Genomic DNA, 18,311 nt, shown 5'->3' with positions numbered 1-18,311 from the left:
GTCTGATAAGCGTGTTTCCCTTCATCAGGTAACGGGTTAGAATGGTGAGAAGGACTGTATAAATAAACAGGGTGGTGCCATGGCATTGATTTTTGAAGGCGAAAAAATAGGTCGTAACCGTTTTACCGGAGAGAAAATAGAGAATGCAATTTTTCGTAACTGCGACTTTTCCGGTACGGATTTAACCAGCTCGGAGTTTATCGGCTGTCAGTTCTATGACCGGGAAAGCCAGCAGGGCGGTAACTTTAATCGGGCGCAACTTAAAGATGCTATTTTCAAAAGCTGCGATTTATCGATGGCGGATTTCAGGCATTCAAATGCATTAGGCATCGAAATCCGTGAATGCAGGGCGCAAGGGGCCGATTTCCGCGGGGCCAGTTTTATGAACATGATCACCACCCGTACCTGGTTTTGCTGTGCTTACATCACAAAAAGCAACCTGAGCTATGCCAATTTTTCGAAGGTGGTTCTGGAAAAATGCGAGCTGTGGGAAAACCGCTGGAACGGCGCGCAGATACTTGGCGCTACCTTTAGCGGCTCGGATCTGTCTGGGGGCGAGTTCTCATCCTTTGACTGGCGAGCGGCCAATTTTACCCACTGCGATCTGACCAATTCAGAACTGGGTGATCTGGACGTGCGGGGTATTGATTTGCAGGGCGTCAAACTGGACAGCTATCAGGTTTCCCAGTTGATGGAGCGACTTGGCATCGTTGTTTTAGGCTAACGGTATTCACAGTCTCACCTGAATGAATGGATTAACCTGTCAGCCAATTGATTTGAACTGGCTCACCATACCAGATTGTTTGATAATGCCCGTCGCGAATAGTTAACCCGTGGTCGTGGTATGAAAAAAACAATTTTTTCGTTGGCACTTGGTACGTTTGGTCTGGGAATGGCCGAATTCGGCGTGATGGGCGTGTTGACGGAACTGGCGAAGGACACCGGGATTTCGATTCCCTCTGCCGGGAACATGATCTCCTTTTACGCCTTCGGCGTGGTGATAGGCGCACCGATTGTGGCGCTGTTTTCCAGCCGGTTCTCTCTGAAATCAACATTATTGTTCCTGGTGGCGATGTGCGTCATTGGGAATGCCCTATTCAGCCTTTCACATTCTTACGTCGGGCTGGCGACAGGCCGCTTAATTTCCGGATTCCCTCACGGCGCGATTTTCGGCGTAGGGGCGATAATCCTCTCCAAAATTGCGCCGCCGGGAAAAGTCACGGTCGCGGTGGCCGGTATGATCGCCGGAATGACCGTAGCCAATCTTGTCGGCGTACCGCTCGGGACGTGGCTGGGGCATGAGTACAGCTGGCGCTATACCTTTTTCCTGATTGCTGCCTTTGATGTGCTGGTGATCCTCTCCGTGTTGCTGTGGGTGCCAACTCTGCACGATAAATCAGAGATCAAATTGACCGCGCAGTTCCACTTTCTGAAGAAACCGGAGCCCTGGCTGATTTTCGCCGCCACCATGTTTGGCAACGCCGGCGTCTTCGCGTGGTTCAGCTTCGTTAAGCCGTTTATGGTCAATGTATCGGGTTTCTCCGAAGGCATGATGACCGTCATAATGATGCTGATGGGGCTCGGCATGGTGTTGGGCAATCTGCTGAGCGGTAAACTCTCGGGGCGGTTTAGCCCGTTGCGCATTGCGGCCACCACCGACATGGTCATTGTCGCCTCACTGTTGCTGCTTTTCGCCTTTGGCGAACTGAAAACGGCCTCGCTGTTGATGGGCTTTGTCTGCTGTGCAGGCCTGTTTGCACTTTCCGCACCGCTGCAAATTCTTCTGCTGCAGAATGCGAAAGGGGGTGAAATGCTCGGGGCGGCGGGCGGACAGATGGCCTTTAATCTGGGTAGCGCTGTAGGGGCATACTTTGGTGGGATGATGATTACGCTCGGCTTTAGCTGGAGCTATGTCACGCTACCGGCGGCGTTGTTGTCCTTCGCTGCGATGACCTCGCTGTTGATGTATGGCCATCTCTGCGCCAAAAAGCGTCAGGCCAACGCGCGGGCGCTGGCCTGATTTTTTCAGGGAAGCCAGGGCTCGCCCAGGGTCAACATCAGACGGTTGGCCCAGGCAAAGAACGCGGCGGATTGCAGCAGATCGAGCTGTTCAAGCGTATCCAGTTTCTGTTTTTCCAGCTCAGCCAGATGGCCCGGCGTGGCGGCCGGTGGCGTGACCGACAGCGCCGCCGCATAGTTGATTTCCGCCTGCCAGCGCGCAGACTGCCCCTCGCTCAGGGCGCGTCCCGGCCTGACGGCCAGAAGGGTTTCCACCGCGCCGTCGTCCTTTGACAGCTGGCTCGCTTTGCGCGCATGGACAGATGCGCAGTAAATGCAGCCGTTGATTTTACTGGCTACCGTCGCGGCCAGTTCGCGTTCAGCACGCGGTAATCCTCCCGGCGTGTAAAAAATCCCTTTATCCGTTAACGTGCGCTGTTCCAGAACCGGCAGGTTGCGACCCAGCAGGCGGAAATAGTCAGATTCCGTATGGCCAAATTTGGCGAGAATGGTCACTTCATCATCGTTAAATTCTGCCAGAGGTTTAGCGGCAATCCATGGCTCCCAGCCCAGCTCTTGCTGGGTGAACGCGACGGGGGCCGCTTTACCCGTGGCAGTGGCTGCGTTGGTGTGCCATGCCCCCGCAACGACGGGCGTATCGCTGGCCGCAATGGGTTTATCATTCAGTAAACGCAGCCCGGCAATGAGTCGGCTCTGGAAACTGACGAAGGCAATCAGCTGAGCAAGGGTGACAATGCCGTCTTTGCTCCATCCCGCCTTTACAAGCGCCTGTAATGCGCCGGGTGTGGCGTCGACAGGAGAGAAGGTGAGCAGACGGGCAAAGTTCAGCGCAGCGGTCAGGCGCCCGGAGGTCGGATCGGCCAGCCCAAATCCGGCATAGTGCGCCGCCAGCGCCTCTGCGTTGTGCCATTTTGCGACCTTTGCCGCCACGGCAAAGCGTTCATCCAGCGCAAATGCTGCATCCTGCTGGCTGAATAAAATCTCATAACTGCCCTGAGCGTGGCGCGTGGCGGCGTCCCGCGTGGCCCGCGCCTCTGACAGCGGCGAACCGGGCACGATTTCCGCCAGTTCGGCGAGAATATCCTGACTTAAAGCCATACGTGTCTCCTCAAACAATGTGGGGGGCGATGTGTTCTGCAATCAATTCAATCGATCGTAGGGTGTCCCGGTGCGAAGGTTCTACCGAATGCACCTGGAATGAGATATCCGTGGCGCGCGCCAGGATGCCGTCCGCTTTAAGCGAGTTCAGTACCGTTTCCGGCGACCCGATATGCGCATCGAACTGTCTGCGATAATCCGTGACAGTGTCACCTATTACCCTATGCCCCGCCGCGCGATGCTGTTGCGCCTGTCGGGTTAAGCCCGGTGTCGCCACCTTCAGCGCATAGTCATCGCTGTCGGCAACGAACGCCGTACGTGAGGCCAGGATCCGTGGCGCGATTCCGGCGGGTAGCGCGTCAAGATAGGCGTCAACAATTGGGTTTTGGATTTGGTCGAGCGTCAAATCTAACTGTTCAGCGGGGCGAGGCTGGGTACGAGACAGCATCAGCCCATGACCGGCCCGCGCGGCGCGCACGGCACCGTCGACGGAGAACGTGGCAATCCAGATACGGTCGGCCAGCTGTGGCGCAGGCGGATAAAGGTGGTTATCCGGATGGGTCAGCGAATCCCCGCGCCACGCGCTTTGGATCGCGTGCAAATGGTCAGCGAAGACCGCGCCGCGTTCTTCAAACGTCAGGCCAAAGGGCAGAAAAGAGGTCGGCGTGCCGCCGGAACCAAAACCGACTTCAAGACGTCCATTGGCGAGTAAATCGAGCACGGCGGCATCTTCTGCGACGCGGAGCGGGTTTTCCATCGGCAGGGTAATGATGGCCGTACCCAGGCGGATGGTTTCGGTATGCGCGGCAACGTGTGCCAAAAACAGCAGCGGCGACGGCAGCCCGCCTTCGTTTTCATGAAAGTGATGCTGCGCAATCCAGGCGCTGTCAAAGCCATGGCGTTCGGCGTGGCGGATCTGTTCGGTTGCCAGTCGATAGCGCTCCTTTGGCGTGGCGTCGTCAAGCAGGCGTGTGAAAAAGCCCAGGCGTTTTCGCGTCATGCGAACTCCTCCGTAGCGGGTGAAAAATGGGGAATAGCGTCGATCAGTTCGCGGGTATAGTCGTTCTGTGGGGCGTTGAACAACGTCTCAACGGCGCCATGCTCGATGACTTTACCGCCCTGCAGCACGGTGACGGTGTGGGCTATGCGGCGAACCGTTGCCAGATCGTGTGTGATAAAGAGATAGGTCAGCCCAAGCTGTTGCTGCAGCTGCTGGAGAAGCGCCAGAATTTGCGCCTGCACGGTAACGTCCAGCGCGGAGGTGGCTTCATCCAGAACGATAAGGGTCGGCTCCAGGATGAGCGCCCGGGCAATGGCCACGCGCTGGCGCTGGCCACCGGAGAGTTCCCGCGCCGTACGCCCCAGCACGTCGAGCGGCAGAGCCACCCGCTGCGCAACCGTCTCCACGCGGGTCCTGCGTTCCGCTTTACTGAGACGGGCGAAATTTTTTAACGGCTCTTCAATAATCTCAAACAGCGTCTGATGCGGGTCGAGCGAGGCAAACGGGTTTTGGTAGACGAACTGGATCTTCTGACGCAGCTGTCGACGTGCCTCCCTGCTGAGGGTGGTGGCATCAATATCATCGATAATCACCCGCCCGCTGTCCGCCTGCTCAAACCCGAGCAAAATGCGGGCAAGGGTGGTTTTGCCCGAGCCCGATTCGCCGACTAACGCGTGTGTACTGCCGCGCGTGACGTCAAAACTGACGTCGTCCAGCGCCTGCAGCTGATGCCCTTTACCCAACGAGAACTGCTTGCTGATGGACAGCGCGCGAATAGCAGGCGAGGCCAGCGGACGTCCCGAGACCGGCGCGATAGTCAGACGCTGGCCCTGTAAATCGCTTAACAGCTGGCGGGTATAGGCATGCTGCGGGGCGCGGACGATATCATCGGTCGCGCCGTGCTCCTGCACTTCACCGTGGCGGAACACCAGTAGCCTGTCGGCACGCTGTGCGGCCAGCGCCAGGTCATGCGTTACAAACAGTACGGCGGTACCGGACTCCCGGCGAAGGGCGTCCAGCAGATCCAGAATGCGCTTTTGCACCGTCACATCCAGCGCGCTGGTCGGCTCGTCGGCAACAATCACGTCCGGTCGCAGGGCAATGGCGATGGCAATCAACACGCGCTGTTTCATGCCGCCGGAAAGCTGATGAGGATACTGTTTCATGCGTTGTTCGGGGTGGCTCAACCCCACTTTAGTCAGCAGGGCGAGCACCTGTTCATCACGCTGTGCGTGGGGCACTTTTTGGTGTAGTTCAATTATTTCACCCACCTGCGCACCGATGGTTTTCACCGGGTTGAGGGAATTACCCGGATCCTGCGGGACGAGGCTAATCCGCGCGCCACGAAGGGTATCGAGACGTTTAGCGGACCACTGGCTTATCTCCTCGCCGTTGAGGATGATTTTGCCCGCATCACGCCGGGCGTTGTCAGCCAGCAACCCCATGATCGCCTGTGCAGTGCTCGTTTTACCGGATCCTGACTCGCCTACAAACGCCAGCATTTCCCCCCGCTTGAGGGTAAAGCTGACGTTATGCACCACCTCTTGCCACTGGCGCGCGGTACGGTAGCTAATCGTCAAATTTTCCACTGAGAGAACGGTCATGAGCGACCTCCGCTAAACTGCTGGCTGATACGGTTGGTGGCTAGCACCACGGCAATGACCACCACACCGGGGAAGGTGGTTAACCACCAGGCGGTTGAGAGATAGTTACGGCCTTCGGCAATCAGTAAACCCCATTCCGGAATGGGGGGCGGAGTGCCATAACCGAGGAAGCTCAGCGTGGACAGCGCCAGGATAGCCTGACCAAACTGAAGCGTGGCGAAGGCGAGGACGGCGGTTAACGAGTTGGGCAGAATGTGTCGCCACAGCACGGCGAAGAACGTTCCGCCGCTGCCGTACGCCGCTTCGACGTAGTCCGTGTGACGGATGCGCACGACTTCACCGCGCGCCAGGCGAGCAAAGCTGGCAATCGAGGCGACGCCCACGGCGATGGCGGCGTTGACGGTGCCAAAACCGAGCAGGATGATCACGGTCAGGGAAAGCAGCAGGGACGGAATTGACAGCAATACGTCAACAAAACGCATCAGCAGAGATTCGACGCGCCCGGCGAACGCCCCGGCCACCACGCCCAGCCCGGTGCCGACCAGCAGCCCCATGGTGACGGCGGCCAGCGCGGCGCTCAGCGAATGCGATGCGCCGTAAACAATGCGGGCGTACACGTCGCGGCCAAGCTGATCGGTACCCAGCCAGTGATCGGCCTGCGGAGCCAGACGCTGAGCCCCGGCAATCCCTTCAATCGGGCTGTAGTGGGTAAACAGACCCGGCGCAACGGCGGCGAGCGCGGCGGCGATAATGACCGCCCAGGCCAGCCAGAGTCCCGGCTGCCACTGCAGCCCTTGCCACGTCGGGACGCGTTTGCGCGCGGCGGCAGCGTAATCGACCAGACTCATGAGGCACCTCCGGTAACGGTTTGCAGGCGTGGATCGAAGAGCGGCATCAGCAGATCCACCATCAGGTTAATCAGCACAAAACCGAGCGCAGAAATCATCACCACGGCCTGAAGCACGGCGATATCCTGGTTATTCACCGCCTGCTGGGTCAGCTGTCCCAGCCCGCTGCGGCCAAAAACCGTTTCGGTGATCAGCGCCCCGGCAATCAGCTCGCCCAGCAGCAACCCGGCAATGTTCAGGACCGGCAGCAGGGCGTTACCGGTGACGTGACGCCACAGGACGGCGGTTTCGCTCAGCCCTTTGGCCCGGGCGACGGCGACAAACGGCTGCGCCGCCACCTGGTCGAGACTGCGCATCAGAATCTGCGCCAGAGGGGCGGAGATCGGGATGGCGACGGTGACGATCGGCAGGATCAGCCCCTGCAGCGGCGTCGGGTTAATCACCGGGATCAGCCGCAGCTGAAAAGAAAAGAGCTGGATGAGGGCAATCCCCAGCCAGAACGTGGGTAAGGAGATAAACAGGACCGGCAGAGACTGAAGGGTATTACTCAGCCAGCGCAGACCCGGCAGGCGGGAGGCAAAGGCCAGCGCAAACGCCAGCAGGACCGCGAGCACAAACGCGGGCAGAGCGAGGCTCAGGGTGTCCGGCAGGTTGCTGGCAATCAGCTCGCTAACCGGTACGCCAGCCTGCAAGGAGTAGCCGAAATCACCGTGCAGCATAGCAAGCAGCGTGTGAAAATATTGCTGCCACAGCGGGCTGTCCGCGCCGTACGCCACGCGCATTTCCTCGATTTGTGCCGGGCTTAGTCCCAGATCCGGGTTCTGAAATTTGATCAGCACCGCGTCACCCGGCAGCACCTGGAGCAACACGAACGAAAGGGTAAAGGCAGCCCACAATACCAGCAGGCCGTGCCCAAGACGTTGAAGAAGTGCGTGGCGCATCGTCAGCTCCTCAGTGTTTCTCAATCCACGCGCCGTAGAACGACGGGCGGCCAACCGCTTCAAAATTCACACCTTTTAACCACGGCGCACCGGCAAAGACCTGCGGCTCCTCGAAAATCGGAATGACGTAGGCGTTGTCCAGAAGATAGCGCTGGGCGTCTCCCGTCAGCTGCAGGCGTTTTTGTGGATTGACCTCAGCCGAAATGTTCACCAGCAGTTCATTCAGCTTGTCGTCACGGAAGTTTTTGACCTTGTCGCTGGAGCCGCCTTTTTGCAGCAGCGCGTCGCGGTTAGCGGGGTAGAACATGCTTTTCACCACGTCCGGATCGGCGCGGCCCACTTCGGAGACGGTCAGCGGGGTTTTGAGCGGGTCAAGGTTATCCAGCGTGCGGCTGCCCGCATCACCGGCTTTGACGCTCAGCGCCACGCCCACCTGTCGCCACTGCTGGGCAACCAGCTGCAGCACCTCTTTGTTTTGCGGCTGAGGCAGGGATTCATATACCGTCAATGCCAGACGTTGACCGTCTTTGGCGCGGATCCCGTCGCCGCCTGCTTTCCAGCCCGCGTCGTCCAGCAGCCGGTTGGCTTTTGCCGGGTCAAAGGTCAATTTGTCGCTGAGATCGACAAAGCCAGCGGCGGAATCGGCAATGACCGATTTGGCCTGTGGATAGTTAGGCGAAAAGAGGGTCTCGACCACCTGTTTGGCATTGGTGGCATGCAGCAGCGCCTGGCGTACGCGGATATCGGAAACCAGTGGGTTATCCGGGCGGAAGCTGATGCTGTCGTTTACCCCGCGCGTAGGCGCTGCGTAGATTTTATAGCCCTGATCGGTAGCCTGCTTTTCGTCATACGCCTGCACCTGGCGAATAAAGTCGGCCTGACCCGCCAGCAGAGCGCCGACGCGCACGCTGTCCTCTTGGGTGACGATAAACTTGATGCCGTCGAGATTCGCTGGCCCCTGTTGCGCCAGGCTTTTCGGTCCCCACTGGTAGTCTTTGCGGGCTTCCAGCGTCACTTCGCGTCCGAGTTTTTCGTCTTTAACCACAAACGGCCCAGAGCCAACGATATGGCGGGCATCCCCCAGCTCTTCGAAGTTGCGCTTCAGCGTGCTGAGCGAGACCAGACCTGAGCCAATGGTGGCAGTGCCCTGCAGGAACCCCGGCGATGGTTTTTTGAAGTAGAACTTCACGGTCAGCGGGTCGATGACTTCGCTACGATCGTAGTTGTTGATCACTTCTGACACCGGCAGGCGCTGCGCCTTATTGCCTAAACCGTAGGTATCAAAATTTTTCGCCACGGCGCTGGCGTCCAGCGGCGTGCCGTCGGAGAAGGTGATGCCGGGCCGAATTTTAAAGGTATATTCGGTTTTATCGGCGTTGGTGGTCCAGCTTTCTGCCACCCAGGGTTCCACCTGCAGCGTTTTCGGGTTCTGCCACGTCAGCTTGTCGGTGATTTGATTCAGAATGCCGCCGTTCGGGTAGAAGCCACCGGCGGGCGGGTAGAGGTTAGTGTGCGCCTGTTGCTCCAGATAGATCAGCGTGCCGCCTTTGACGGGCGCTTCTGCTGCCCAGGCTGTTGTTGTCGCCAGCATCAGCGCCGTCAGCAGCGGCAGACGAAATGGGGTTTGCATGGTGAATTCCTTTGTTATCTTCTTGTTAGCGTCGGATTCATCATCGGGCGCGGGGGAAAACAAGGGAACAAAGGAATTAAGATAAGGATTGCCGGAAAATGGCTATAAAAAAACCGCCCCGGAGAGGAGCGGTGATGAAAGATGATCGGTTATGAACGCAGGTCGATCACCATACGGCCGCGGATCTGGCCCTGTTCCATCTCTTTAAAGATGGCGTTGATGTCCTCAAGCGGACGCATCGTCACTTTCGGCACGACCTTACCCTCTGCGGCGAACTGGAAGGCTTCCTGCAGATCCTGACGGGTGCCGACCAGCGAACCGACCACCTGAATGCCGTCCAGCACCAGACGCGGAATATCGAGGCTCATCGCTTCCGGCGGCAGGCCAACCGCGACCACGCGGCCACCGGCACGCACGGCATCAACGGCTGAGTTGAATGCGGCTTTTGCGACGGCAGTAACGACTGCGGCATGTGCGCCGCCCGTTTTTTCCTGCACAATTTTCGCGGCATCTTCGCTGCGGGAGTTGATGGTTAAATCTGCACCCATGCTGGCCGCAAGCTTCAGCTGTTCGTCGTTAACGTCAAGGGCGATGACTTTGGCGTTAAAGACGTTTTTGGCGTACTGCAGCGCGAGGTTGCCCAGCCCGCCCAGACCATAAATTGCAATCCACTGGCCCGGTTTGATTCCAGACACTTTCACCGCTTTGTAGGTGGTGACACCTGCACAGGTGATGCTGCTGGCTTCAGCGGATCCCAGACCATCCGGCACTTTTACGGCGTAGTCAGCGGTGACGATGCACTCTTCCGCCATGCCGCCGTCAACGGAGTAACCGGCGTTTTTCACGTCGCGGCACAGGGTTTCGTTGCCGGTATTACAATATTCGCAGTGGCCGCAGCCTTCGAAAAACCACGCCACGCTGGCACGATCGCCAACTTTCAGTGATTTCACGCCGGGGCCGATTTCCTTCACGATGCCAATCCCTTCATGGCCCAGGATCACCCCGGTTTTATCGCCGAAATCGCCGTTCTTCACGTGGAGGTCGGTATGGCATACGCCACAGCACTCCATCTTCAGCAGGGCTTCCCCGTGCTTTAGCGGGCGTAAGGTTTTTTCGGTAACGTTGACCTGGTGGTCCTGTGTGACAACAGCAGCCTTCATGTGTATCTCCTTGTTCATGATAAGAATCTGCATAGCAGGTGTAATACCCCTTAAGGATTAATACATTAGCCTGGTAATGCAAGGCTGCCGCAACATAATGTCATCATTTGATTCGATTTCAGATTAAGAATACGGCGATCCTCTAATAATTAAGGGGGGAAATGCTGGCCCGGCGAGGTGCTCGCCGGGCGCAGACTCACAGCTGTGCTTCTATCTCCTCAATCTCTTTACGCCATTGCGCCTGCAGCTGCAGCTTTTGATGCTTCGGCTTACGCGCCAGATCGTCTTCCAGCAGCGTTTCCAGCGCGACCAGCCGTTCAAGCAGATCGTCATACGGCGAGGGTTGAACTGTCTCATCGGCGATGACAGGCGCGGTGGGTGTCACCAGACCCGCGCTTTCACGCATCCGCTCAAACACCGCTTCGGCATCGTGCCATTCGCTCAGCGTTCCCTCTTCAATCAGCCAGAAACGGTTGCAGCTTTGGCTGATTAACTGACGGTCATGGCTGACCAGCAGCACGCCGCCTTCGAACTCTTGAAGGGTTTCTGCCAGCGCCGCTTTGCCTTCCATATCAAGGTGGTTGGTCGGCTCATCCAGCATCAGCAGGCTATAGCGGGCAAGCGTCAGGCCAACGAACAGCAGGCGAGAGCGCTCGCCGCCGCTGAGCGTGCTGACGGTTTGTCCGTGACGCGCCCACGGGAAACCCGCGCTTATCAGCGCCATTTTGCGGTTCTGCGGATCCGGTGCGAACGGCTCCAGCGCGTCAAGCAGCGTGGCAGAGTCCGACAGTTGATTAAGCGTCTGGTCGTAATAGCCTGGCGACACGCGCGGATGGATTTTCAACCCGCTGTCTGCGGGCTTATCGGCAAACTGTTGCCAGATAAGCCTCATCAGCGACGATTTGCCGCAGCCGTTACGACCGACAATCGCCACGCGATCGCCGCTTTTCAGCCGCGCCATGTCGATGTTAAACAGCGGCGGTAGCCCGGGCGCAGGCGGGACGCTGAGGTTTTCCATCTCCAGCAGACGGTCTGCCCGCAGCGCGTCGCCGCGCAGGGTTAACGTCCACTGACTGCCTGCCGTAAGCGCCGTCTGGCTCTCCTTCAGTCGTTCGACCTGTTTTTCCATCTGTTTGGCTTTGCGGGCAAGGTCTTCGTTGTCGTAGACCTTTCCCCAAGTCGCCAGCCGCTTCGCGCTGGCGGTGACGCGGTCGATCTCCTTTTGCTCCGCCTTGTGGCGCTGCGCGTCGCTTTCATCTTTTGCTTCAAGCGCCTTGCGTGCCGCCGTGCAGGGAAGGGCAAAGTAGTGCAGCATCTTATCGCGCAGGATCCAGCTGCCGTTGGTGACGGCATCCAGCAGCTGTCTGTCGTGCGAGACCAGCACGAAGCTCCCGGGCCAGTTCTGCAGGAATTGTTCCAGCCACAGCAGGGTCGGTAAATCGAGGTGGTTGCTCGGTTCGTCCAGCAGGAGCAGATCCGGATCGTGGATCAACGCTCGTGCCAGCAGCAGACGCGTATGCTGCCCGCCGCTGAGCGTTGCGGATTGCAGCATCATATCCTGCGGCGTGAAGCCCATGCTTGCCAGCAGCGTTTCGGCTTTCCAGCGCAGGCTGTCGCGCTCAGCAAAAGGCAGCTGTGCGAGTACGGCATCCAGCATGGTCAGCGGGAAAATGGCGTCTGGGAGATGTTGCTCAACGCGCGCCATCAGGCAGTGCCCGGCCAACGCTACCGTTCCGGCAGCAGGGGAATCTGTGCCGTCCAGCACCTTCAGCAGCGTACTTTTGCCGCAGCCGTTGTCGCCCAGCAGGCCAATGCGGTCGCCTTTTTTCAGCGTAAAGGAGAGTGAGTCGAAGAGCGTGCCAAACGCCGTATCAACGCGTAAAGATTGTGCAGTGAGTAAAGTGCTCATTGTTGCTTACCCAAGAGTTACAGGCATGTTTATGCCTCGTCAAACATCGCTGACGATAACTCAGTAAGCCCGAGAGAAGGGATTTCAGGGGTTGGTGTCTTCGCTCAAGCAGAAGTTATCGCAGCACGATACCGATAACGCTTGAGCTGGTGCGATCACCAAATGTATGTGAAACATTGAAAATTTCACGATACAGCATAATTAGCCTCCTTATATATTCAGTGGGTTAATGTGTGTCGAAAGTATAATCGAATGTCACACGATTGCACGTTAAGAATTTTGTCATTATGCCGATACCCTTCATTATGAAACCAAAAGGAGGTTGAGCGTATGGCCTATTATTACGCCTATCACAGTGCATCTAATTCCAGCAATTTTGATTACATCAAGGGATATGGTGTTAGTGCAAGTAGTGAGAAAAAGCTGAGTAATGTAAAAACAGGTGACTTTGTCTTTGTCATCCAAAATGTTCATAAATCTTTGGGATACCAGCTTTGCGGACTTTACCGTATTGAAGGGATCGATTTCGAGGAGGGAAACGTTTACCCCCATCGCGTGCAGTTGAGCGATGTGTCTAAGCTAGATGATTTTATTACGCTTGATTGCCACAAATTAAGCAAAGTTCTGCCTCCAGCGGGCAAAGAATCCCGTTGGGATCGCTTCATGAATCACTTCGCTCAAACAGGAAGGACATTCCAGAAGCCTCTGGACGCGACGGTTATTGCCATCCTCAAGGAACAACTTAACCAACAGCGAGTGGACAGCGAAGATATTCCTGGCCGCGATGAAAACGACTTTTACGACAAAGTAAGCAAGGCGTTAAAACTACAATCTGAGGAAAGACGAAAGCGGCTGCAAAATGCGTCTGTGCATCCGGCGAAAAAACAGGTTTCCGTCTGGCGTTACGATCGTAATCCCGATGTTGTGGCCGAAGTACTCCTCAGAGCTCAAAATAATTGTGAATGTTGTGATGCCCCGGCGCCATTTCAGCGCACGAAGGATGGGAGATATTATTTAGAAGTTCATCACATTATTCCGCTATCAGAAAATGGGGAAGACAACGTAGACAATGCTATTGCCCTTTGCCCTAACTGTCATCGGCAGGAGCATTACGGTGAACCGCGGATAGATAAAAGCTGGCAACCTAGCAAAAAATAAGTGGGCCAGTGGCCCACTCACATTTTAAATCGAAGTACGACGATAGCTGCGGTATTCAGGCTTCCAGAAGTTGTCGTCGATGGCCTGCTGCAGCGCGTCGGCAGAGGTTTTCACCGCCACGCCCTGCTGCTGCGCCATTTTACCTACCGCGAATGCGATAGCGCGCGACACCTTGTGAATGTCTTTCAGCTCTGGCAGCACCAGACCTTCGCCGTCATTGACCAGCGGAGAGTGGCCCGCCAGGGTTTCGCTTGCCGACATCAGCATTTCGTCGGTAATGCGGGATGCGCCGGAGGCGATCACGCCCAGACCAATGCCCGGGAAGATGTAGGAGTTGTTGCACTGGGCAATCGGATAGGTTTTATCCTTCCACACCACCGGATCGAACGGACTGCCGGTCGCGACCAGCGCATTACCTTCTGTCCAGGCGATGATGTCCTGCGGCGTCGCTTCCACGCGCGAGGTCGGGTTAGACAGCGGCATCACGATAGGGCGCTCGCAGTGCTTGTGCATCTCGCGGATGATCTCTTCGGTAAAGAGACCGGTTTGTCCGGAAACGCCGATCAGAATATCCGGCTTCACGTTGCGCACCACGTCCAGCAGGGAAAGGACTTCGTTGTCGGTATCCCAGTTTTTCAGGTTTTCGCGCTTCTGCACCAGCTTGGTCTGGAACGGCAGCAGGTTCGGCATACCGTCGGTCAGCAGGCCGAAACGGTCAACCATAAAGACGCGGGAGCGGGCCAGCTCTTCGCTTAACCCTTCACGCTGCGTCTGGGCGATAATCTGCTCGGCAATACCACAGCCCGCAGAGCCTGCGCCAAGGAAGACAATTTTCTGGTAGCTCAGCTGGCTACCGGCTGCGCGGCTGGCAGCGATCAGCGTGCCTACGGTCACCGAGGCGGTGCCCTGGATATCGTCGTTGAACGAGCAGATCTCATCCCGATAACGGTTCAGCAGCGGCATCGCGTTCTTCTGCGCAAAGTCTTCGAACTGCAAGAGTACGTCCGGCCAGCGCTGTTTCACGGCCTGGATGAAGTCGTCGACAAACTGATAGTACTCATCGTCGGTTATACGCGGATGACGCCAGCCCATGTAAAGCGGATCGTTCAACAGCTGCTGGTTATTGGTTCCGACATCCAGCACCACCGGCAGGGTATACGCCGGGCTGATGCCACCGCAGGCGGTATACAAGGAGAGCTTACCGATTGGGATCCCCATCCCGCCAATGCCCTGGTCACCAAGACCCAGAATACGTTCGCCGTCGGTTACCACGATGACTTTAATATTGTGGTTTGGCACGTTCTGCAGAATATCGTCCATGTTGTGACGGTTCTGATAAGAGATAAATACCCCACGGGAACGACGATAGATCTCAGAGAAACGTTCACAGGCGGCACCCACCGTCGGGGTGTAGATCACCGGCATCATCTCTTCGAGATGGTTTTGCACCAGGCGATAGAAGAGGGTTTCGTTGGTGTCCTGGATGTTGCGCAGGTAGATGTGTTTGTCGATTTCCGTCTTGAATCCCTGATACTGGATCCAGGCGCGCTCTGCCTGTTCTTCAATGGTTTCAACCACTTCAGGCAAGAGGCCAAGCAGGTTAAAGCTGCCGCGCTCTTCCATGCTGAAGGCACTGCCTTTGTTGAGCAGGGGAAATTCGAGTAAAACGGGTCCGGCGTATGGGATGTATAAGGAACGATGTTTTTTCAGTTTGTTGTCCATGTCACTCACTCTTTTTATGAAGATCCGTCCCTGACACTGCTGTTTGTCATCTTTCTGGCCTGTGCTACGGGGGGCGGTCGGGCGGTATTATAAAGGAGCTAAATATTAATTACCGCAACACATAAACAAAAACACCATCGGGATTACCGATGGTGTCGTGAATGTCTTACTGGAACTTACTTGCCTGCGTGGCGTTTTCTGCCCGTGGCGTGGGTGACCTGCGTTTCACTGTCGCCCTCAATCACCACTTTACGTTGGTTTGAAAGCTTGTAGTTCAGTCCCAGAATATGGCGTGCCTGACGGTTCGATTTCATGTTAACTCCTCAATCCTGTTGATAGTTTTAAGGACAAGCTTGCTGACGCAAACGAAATGTAACCCCTTAGGTTGCAGATCCAGCTTAGCAGGTTTTTACAAAGGTGCGTTTCGCCCGCTAACAACATAGTTAATGGTCTGCTGGTAGATGTCACTGAGGATGTCATTGTCTGTGGATTCCACCCACCTGGTCAGTTCCATCAAAATGTCATCTTCAGTCACAGCACCGTGCTCGGCGTGAAGACCCTGCGCAATGGCGTTAACAAGTTCCGGTTGTGCTGCTGTAGTATTTGCCGGGTAATAAGTAAACATGCTGCCTCCGTGTCGTTGTCTGTTTAATGTTACGGCGTGCAAAAATATAATTCACATTCAGAATGGCAAATATTTCCGGCGCTGTGTGTAAGATTCATCTTAGAATTAAAAAAGTCATAAGTGCATGCTTTTATGTGCTTTTAAAAAGGAGGGGGAATCAATGGGAGAGTGGGTAGATATTTGCGGGTTGCTCCTGCTATCACGGAAATATAGCAGGAGCAGATTTTAACTTACCACTTCATTTCGCCGGTATTCACCTTTGCGCTTAACTCAAGAGAGCTGACTTCGGCCAGGTCCGGCTGCTGTTTTTTCATCGCGGCAATCACGCCAGCAGAATCCTTATGCTTGGCCAATGCCTGTTCAAACTGCTGCAGATACGTGCGGGTAAAGTCGATAGCGCCGGTTCCGGCTGGCGGCGTACCGAGGTAGTGGCCCGGGATCACGCGCTCTGGCTTGTGCGCGGCCATATTATCCAGGGTTTCCTGCCACTGCTGACGGCGAGCCGACGTTTGGGTATCCGCTGTCCAGACGTGAATGCCCCAGGAGACGCCGGTGCCGCCGAGGATAGTCTTCGCTGACGGGATCCACACATAGGCCGCGTAGCTGTCTGGCTCCTCAATATCGATCTTTTCTCCGTCAACCATAAACGTGGTGGACGCGAGCACCTGCGGGATAACCAGCTCCGTTGGCGCGCCGTCTTTCATCTGCGGCCCCCAGAAGGCGAGCTTGGCGTCTTTGGTGGCTTTGATATGGTCAACCACATGCTGCGTGGCCACCACTTTGGCATTCGGGAAAGCTTTCACCAGCGGCTGAAGGCCAAAATAGAAATCCGGATCGCCGGAGGTGATCACAATCTTGTTCAGCGTTTTACCGCTTTTGCGGATTTTTTCTACCAGCGCTTCGCCATCTTTCACGCTGAACTGCGCGTCAAACAGCACCGCCTCTTTCGGGCCGGAGACCAGCGTGGAGGAGACCGCAAAAATGCCTTTTTCCTGCGGGTTATAGGTATCAATGGTCAACGGCGCGGCAAACACAGCCGGAGTAAAAAGGGTGGAAAGCAGGGCAAGGTGAGTGAATTTCATGCTGTTGTCTCTGTTGTTCAGGAATATCGCTATTGTACGGATATTCGCATTTGCCAGAATTCCTGAAACAAGACATGCTTTGTTTCATAAATCGAGCAAATGGAGTGTTGTATGGATCGCGTTATTGCTGCTCAGGTCTATAACCGAATATGCGAGCTGGGGAGCCTGAGCGCGGCAGCCCGCGCGCTGGGTATTTCTCGCCCAATGGTCAGCCGCTATCTGGAACAGATGGAAAAGTGGGCGGGAACGCGGCTGGTAAACCGCTCGACGCGCAAGCTGACGCTGACGGCGGCAGGGGAAAAGGTGCTGCAAAAAACGCGCACGCTTTCGCGGCTGTCGCAGGAAATTGAAGATCAGTCGGCAAAAGATTTGCCTTCAGGCACGCTGCGGGTGGCCTGCGCGCATTTTACCGCTATGCACATTATCGCGCCGGTGCTGCCCGATCTGCTGTCCCGGTTTCCGCAGCTGCGCGTTGAGCTGGACGTGAACAACCATCCGGTGAGCCTTGTCGGAGAACGGATTGACGTGGCGATTCGCATCACGGATAACCCGGAGCCGGGAATGATTGCCCGCAGGCTGGGTGAGTGTCGCTCGGTGCTTTGTGCTTCGCCCGACTACCTTGCGCTTTATGGGGCACCGACGACCGCAGCCGACCTGGCCAACCACAACTGCCTGCACTACAGCTTCTTCGCGGGTCAGTCCTGGTCGTTTTTGACGCCGAAGGGGGAAGCCGTTTCAATTGCGGTGGGCGGAAACCTCAGTGCCAGCATTTCGTCTCTCTTGATGGACGCCGCCATTCACCACGGCGGCATCGCGATGCTACCGGAGCGCGAGGCTAAGGAAGCCCTATCACAGGGTAAGCTGGTGCAGGTGCTCGAGGCATTAACGCCCAAGCCGATCGGCATTTTTGGCATCTACCAATCTCGGGATTACCAGCCTGCGGCTCAGCGGGTGTTCCTTGATGCACTGGCTAAGTCGCTCATGGAGGGTTAAGACTCGTCTGTCTTTCATGCAGAATACGCTTAGCGTCCTATACTTAATCCTTTGTAAGCCAAAAGGAGAGCAAGAATGACGATTCATAAGCACGGTTCGGCACACTGGTCTGGTGACATCAAATCAGGAAAAGGGACGGTTTCAACGGAAAGTGGCGTCCTGAATCAACAACCTTACGGCTTTAACACCCGTTTTGAAGGCGCAAAGGGCACGAACCCGGAAGAGTTGATTGGCGCAGCGCACGCCGCCTGTTTCTCAATGGCGCTGTCGCTGATGATTGGTGAAGCGGGCTTCACCGCGGATTCCATTGACACCACGGCGGATGTCTCACTGGACAAGGCCGACGGTGGTTTTGCGATCACAAAAATTGCGCTAACCAGTAAGGTCACCGTACCGGGTATTGACCCGCAGAAATTCGACGGCATCATCCAGAAGGCCAAAGCTGGATGCCCGGTATCGCAGGTATTAAAAGCGGAAATCACGCTGGACTATAAGCTCAACTAAGTCTAAAGCCGGGCGCCC

Annotated in this window: 17 protein-coding genes; 5 read left to right on the top strand and 12 right to left on the bottom strand. The window is 56.4% G+C overall.

Annotated elements, in window-relative coordinates; all coding sequences use genetic code 11:
• The first annotated feature begins 79 nt into the window (after nucleotides 1-79).
• Nucleotides 80-724, top strand: a complete 645-nt coding sequence (locus tag EXW94_RS04480) for a quinolone resistance pentapeptide repeat protein QnrE3 (protein WP_010431379.1) — start codon at nucleotides 80-82, stop codon at nucleotides 722-724.
• A 120-nt stretch (nucleotides 725-844) separates the two neighbouring features.
• Complete coding sequence (gene araJ, locus EXW94_RS04475; protein ID WP_108417405.1) at nucleotides 845-2,020, top strand: MFS transporter AraJ; 1,176 nt, start codon at nucleotides 845-847, stop codon at nucleotides 2,018-2,020.
• 5 nt (nucleotides 2,021-2,025) lie between these two features.
• Here the strand turns inward: araJ and EXW94_RS04470 are convergent, their stop codons facing one another.
• The 8 genes from EXW94_RS04470 to EXW94_RS04435 all read right to left on the bottom strand — a co-directional run bounded on the left by EXW94_RS04470 (nucleotide 2,026) and on the right by EXW94_RS04435 (nucleotide 12,209).
• Nucleotides 2,026-3,117, bottom strand: a complete 1,092-nt coding sequence (locus EXW94_RS04470) for an alkylhydroperoxidase domain protein (protein ID WP_108417406.1) — start codon at nucleotides 3,115-3,117, stop codon at nucleotides 2,026-2,028.
• A 10-nt stretch (nucleotides 3,118-3,127) separates the two neighbouring features.
• A complete protein-coding gene (locus tag EXW94_RS04465; protein ID WP_174339592.1) occupies nucleotides 3,128-4,117 on the bottom strand; it encodes a putative FMN-dependent luciferase-like monooxygenase in 990 nt (329 codons plus the stop codon).
• Entirely contained in the window at nucleotides 4,114-5,721 is a 1,608-nt protein-coding gene (locus EXW94_RS04460; protein WP_120158198.1) for an ABC transporter ATP-binding protein, read from the bottom strand. Before EXW94_RS04460 ends, EXW94_RS04465 begins: the two co-directional genes overlap by 4 nt.
• The gene (locus EXW94_RS04455; RefSeq protein ID WP_089598521.1) at nucleotides 5,718-6,569 is read right to left on the bottom strand and encodes an ABC transporter permease; all 852 of its coding nucleotides are present in this window, start codon (nucleotides 6,567-6,569) and stop codon (nucleotides 5,718-5,720) included. Before EXW94_RS04455 ends, EXW94_RS04460 begins: the two co-directional genes overlap by 4 nt.
• Nucleotides 6,566-7,510: an ABC transporter permease gene (locus EXW94_RS04450; protein WP_126817019.1), complete on the bottom strand. Its 945-nt coding sequence runs from the start codon at nucleotides 7,508-7,510 to the stop codon at nucleotides 6,566-6,568. The genes EXW94_RS04455 and EXW94_RS04450 overlap by 4 nt, the downstream gene beginning before the upstream one ends.
• A gap of 10 nt (nucleotides 7,511-7,520) precedes the next feature.
• On the bottom strand, nucleotides 7,521-9,140 hold the full coding sequence (locus tag EXW94_RS04445) for a TIGR04028 family ABC transporter substrate-binding protein (protein ID WP_174339591.1): 1,620 nt from the start codon (nucleotides 9,138-9,140) through the stop codon (nucleotides 7,521-7,523).
• Between the two features lie 149 nt (nucleotides 9,141-9,289).
• Complete coding sequence (gene adhP / locus EXW94_RS04440) at nucleotides 9,290-10,300, bottom strand: alcohol dehydrogenase AdhP (RefSeq protein ID WP_108417411.1); 1,011 nt, start codon at nucleotides 10,298-10,300, stop codon at nucleotides 9,290-9,292.
• Between the two features lie 196 nt (nucleotides 10,301-10,496).
• A complete protein-coding gene (locus EXW94_RS04435) occupies nucleotides 10,497-12,209 on the bottom strand; it encodes an ABC-F family ATP-binding cassette domain-containing protein (protein ID WP_174339590.1) in 1,713 nt (570 codons plus the stop codon).
• A gap of 330 nt (nucleotides 12,210-12,539) precedes the next feature.
• Between EXW94_RS04435 and EXW94_RS28160 the strand changes: the two genes are divergently transcribed.
• Nucleotides 12,540-13,367, top strand: coding sequence for an HNH endonuclease signature motif containing protein (locus tag EXW94_RS28160; protein ID WP_148400733.1), 828 nt, complete (start codon nucleotides 12,540-12,542; stop codon nucleotides 13,365-13,367).
• A 24-nt stretch (nucleotides 13,368-13,391) separates the two neighbouring features.
• Here EXW94_RS28160 and EXW94_RS04425 read toward each other — a convergent pair whose 3' ends face one another.
• The 4 genes from EXW94_RS04425 to EXW94_RS04410 all read right to left on the bottom strand — a co-directional run bounded on the left by EXW94_RS04425 (nucleotide 13,392) and on the right by EXW94_RS04410 (nucleotide 16,796).
• Nucleotides 13,392-15,089, bottom strand: coding sequence for an NAD-dependent malic enzyme (locus EXW94_RS04425; RefSeq protein WP_089598514.1), 1,698 nt, complete (start codon nucleotides 15,087-15,089; stop codon nucleotides 13,392-13,394).
• Nucleotides 15,090-15,265: 176 nt separating this feature from the next.
• Complete coding sequence (sra, locus tag EXW94_RS04420) at nucleotides 15,266-15,403, bottom strand: stationary-phase-induced ribosome-associated protein (RefSeq protein ID WP_013096533.1); 138 nt, start codon at nucleotides 15,401-15,403, stop codon at nucleotides 15,266-15,268.
• A 95-nt stretch (nucleotides 15,404-15,498) separates the two neighbouring features.
• Nucleotides 15,499-15,714 (bottom strand): biofilm-dependent modulation protein, encoded by a 216-nt coding sequence (gene bdm / locus EXW94_RS04415; protein ID WP_014883903.1) that lies wholly within the window; start codon nucleotides 15,712-15,714, stop codon nucleotides 15,499-15,501.
• 230 nt (nucleotides 15,715-15,944) lie between these two features.
• Nucleotides 15,945-16,796 (bottom strand): Vmh family MBL fold metallo-hydrolase, encoded by an 852-nt coding sequence (locus tag EXW94_RS04410; protein ID WP_174339589.1) that lies wholly within the window; start codon nucleotides 16,794-16,796, stop codon nucleotides 15,945-15,947.
• A gap of 111 nt (nucleotides 16,797-16,907) precedes the next feature.
• On the opposite strand from EXW94_RS04410, the gene EXW94_RS04405 reads away from it, so the two are divergent.
• Nucleotides 16,908-17,789: a LysR family transcriptional regulator gene (locus tag EXW94_RS04405; protein WP_250901290.1), complete on the top strand. Its 882-nt coding sequence runs from the start codon at nucleotides 16,908-16,910 to the stop codon at nucleotides 17,787-17,789.
• A gap of 75 nt (nucleotides 17,790-17,864) precedes the next feature.
• Entirely contained in the window at nucleotides 17,865-18,293 is a 429-nt protein-coding gene (locus EXW94_RS04400; protein WP_010431333.1) for an OsmC family protein, read from the top strand.
• Nucleotides 18,294-18,311: the final 18 nt, after the last annotated feature.

It is taken from the genome of Enterobacter sp. JMULE2 (assembly GCF_013337145.1).
Lineage (GTDB): Bacteria > Pseudomonadota > Gammaproteobacteria > Enterobacterales > Enterobacteriaceae > Enterobacter > Enterobacter mori.
This window is presented reverse-complemented; position numbering and strand designations above follow the sequence as displayed.